This is a genomic window from Cupriavidus sp. GW823-FHT06D04, assembly GCF_058795055.1.
Window position 1 is genome coordinate 1 of sequence record NZ_JBXAHL010000096.1, and the last position, 2,652, is coordinate 2,652.

The 2,652-nt window shown below is 63.2% G+C and carries 2 protein-coding genes; both read right to left on the bottom strand.

Annotated features, from left to right (window positions below; translation table 11 throughout):
• Positions 1–129: 129 nt before the first annotated feature.
• Positions 130–882, bottom strand: coding sequence for an IS21-like element helper ATPase IstB (istB, locus tag AC1Q7H_RS39690; protein WP_317925115.1), 753 nt, complete (start codon positions 880–882; stop codon positions 130–132).
• 21 nt (positions 883–903) lie between these two features.
• Entirely contained in the window at positions 904–2,439 is a 1,536-nt protein-coding gene (gene istA / locus AC1Q7H_RS39695; RefSeq protein ID WP_492382506.1) for an IS21 family transposase, read from the bottom strand.
• Positions 2,440–2,652: the final 213 nt, after the last annotated feature.

Below are 2,652 nucleotides of genomic sequence, written 5' to 3' on the forward strand. Positions count from 1 at the left end.
TGCGTATTCCGCCGAATCTGGACACTCGCTCCGGCGCAAACTGGACACCTGCTCCGGCGCAAACTGGACGCGCGTTCCAGGCCAAACTGGACACTACGGACGTAGCGACGCGGGGTCGAAGTTCGGTTTTTACTCCTGGTCAGTCTGGGCTGTCAAACGGGCGCGCATTTTTCGCATGGAATCGCCTTTCAAGGTGAGTTGATGCGCGTTATGGACGAGCCGGTCGAGGATCGCGTCGGCCAATGTGGCATCGCCGATGGCGGCGTGCCAGTGATCGATCGGCAATTGGCTGGTGACGATGGTCGAACGGGCGCCGTGGCGGTCGTCGAGCACCTCCAGTAGATCGCGGCGGTGCACATCGTCGAGGACAGCCAGACCCCAGTCGTCGATTACCAAGGCGTCAATTCTCGCCAACTGCTTGAGCAGTTTGGTGTAACGGCCGTCGGCGCGGCCGAGGCTCAGTTCGTCGAGCAGGCGCGGCAAGCGGACGTAGTAGGCGCTATAGCCCTGACGGCACGCCTGGTGGGCCAGCGCGCAAGCGAGCCAGGTCTTGCCCACGCCCGTCGGGCCGGTCAGCAGCACGTTCTGCTTCTCAGACAGCCACTGCCCGGCCAGCAGGCGCTGGAACAATGGCTTGTCCAGTCCTCGTGCGTGGCGGTAGTCGGTGTCTTCGGCAACCGTATTCGGCTTGAGCTTGGCGCGCAGCAGGCGCAAAGCCAACTGGCGCCCATCACGCTCGGTTACCTCGCGGTCAACCAGCAGGCCGAGGCGCTCTTCGAAGCCGAGGTGATCAAGGTCCAGGTTTCCCTGATCGTGCAAGGCGCGCGCCATGCCGAACAGGCGCAGCTTGTTCAGCTTGTCGTAGGTGGGATGGTGCAGCATCATTTTCCTTTCGTTGGCGCTTCAGTGCAGGATGGAGTTCGATTGGTAGTAGTGGGCGCCACGGAGGTTCTCGTGCTCCGGCAGGTCGAGCGTGCGCTGCGCGCCCGGCGGAGTCTGCAAGTCCAGGCCATTCTTGAGGATCGATTGCAGGCTCTTCCAACTCACGGCGTTGAGTTTGAGCGCATGCGCGCAGGCCGCTTCGAGGCGCGCGTTGCCGAACTCCTGTCCCAGCCGAAGCACACCCAGGCAACTGCGGAAGGCCTGCTGGGGATGGCGACGCTGGTGCAGCAAGCGTTCGACCAGCGTGGTGCAGCGGGGGCCGATAGCAGTAGCCCGGCTGGTCAGCTTCTCCGCGCTCCAGCCCGCGACCTCGCGGTGGGTCCGCGGCATGTGCATGTCAACCGTCGTGTGCCGACCCTTGAAGGCGCAGTGGGCATGACTGGCCAGCCGCTGGCCGTATCGGAAGATCTCGACCGTCGCTCCGGTGACGCGCACATCGACCTGCTCGCGTGCGTGCTGGTAAGGAACCGAGTAGTAGTGGCCGTCTACCTCGACGTGGTAGTCAACGCCGACTCTGGCCAGCTTCCACTCGGCGTACTCATAGGGCTGTGCCGGCAAGGGGCGCAAGGCTGGTTGATCCATTTCGGCGAAGGCGCTGGCGCGGCTGCCGGGCAGCTTCTTGAACGGGCGTTGGTTCAAGGCGGTCAGCAGGGTACGCATCTCGCGGTTCAGTTCGCCAAGGCTGAAGAAGCGCTGATGGCGCAGGCGCGCCAGCACCCAGCGCGACACCACCAACACCGCGTTCTCCACTTTCGATTTGTCCTTGGGGCGGCGTACGCGGGCAGGTAGCACAGCCACGCCGTAGTGGCTGGCAAGGTCCTGATAGGTCGGGTTAAGGTCCGGCTCGTAGCGCGATGCCTTGGTCACGCCGCTGCGCAGATTGTCCGGCACCCACAGCTCGGTGCAACCGCCGAAGAAGTTCAGGGCACGCACGTGGCTGGCGATCCAGTCGGGCAGTTGTTGGGACCAGGTCGCCTCGATGTAGGTGTAGTTCGATGCGCCCAGCACCGCAACGAAGATCTGTGCTTGCTTGATCTCGCCAGTAGCACCATCCGTCACGGCCACCGTCTGGCCCGCGTAGTCGATGAACAGCTTTTCTCCCGGCGTGTGGGTCTGGCGCATCGACAGCGACAGCCGCTGACGCCAGCGCCGGTAGTGATCGCAGAAGGCGCTGTACTGGAAGCCATCCTCCTGCCCGGCCTTGTACTCCTGCCACAGCAATTCCAGTGTCACACCCTTGCCGCGCAGTTCGTTGTGGACGCGCAGCCAGTCCGGCGCTGGTCGCTGCACCGAAGACGGCTCGCTGGGCGGGAACAGCAGCCGTTCTAGGGACGGTTCGTCCAACTCCGGCGGCAGCGGATAGCTCAGGCCCGCCAACTTGGCACGTGCCAAGTAATCGGACACCGTGGTCGGCGAGACGCCGATGATGCGGGCGATTTCTCGCTTCGATCGGCTGTGGCCGAAATACAGCCGCAACACTTCTTGGATTTTACGCATGGATAACCTCTTGTTAGCCAACTGACACCCCGGAAAAATCTGCCAGAGTGCCACGGTTATCCCGCGGTGCTACGCCCTTCCTGGCCGCCTTAAAGTGTCCAGTTTGAGGCGGAATCAGTGTCCAGTTTGCGCTGGAATCGCCGTCCAGATTGCCGTGGAATCAGTGTCCAGTTTGCCGTGGAATGGGTGTCCAGTTTGGCGCGGAATACGCAC

Coding starts and splice junctions, on each gene's coding strand:
- istB (WP_317925115.1), bottom strand. CDS start 882: ATGCTGCACCATCCCACCTACGACAAGCTGAACAAGCTGCGCCTGTTC.
- istA (WP_492382506.1), bottom strand. CDS start 2,439: ATGCGTAAAATCCAAGAAGTGTTGCGGCTGTATTTCGGCCACAGCCGA.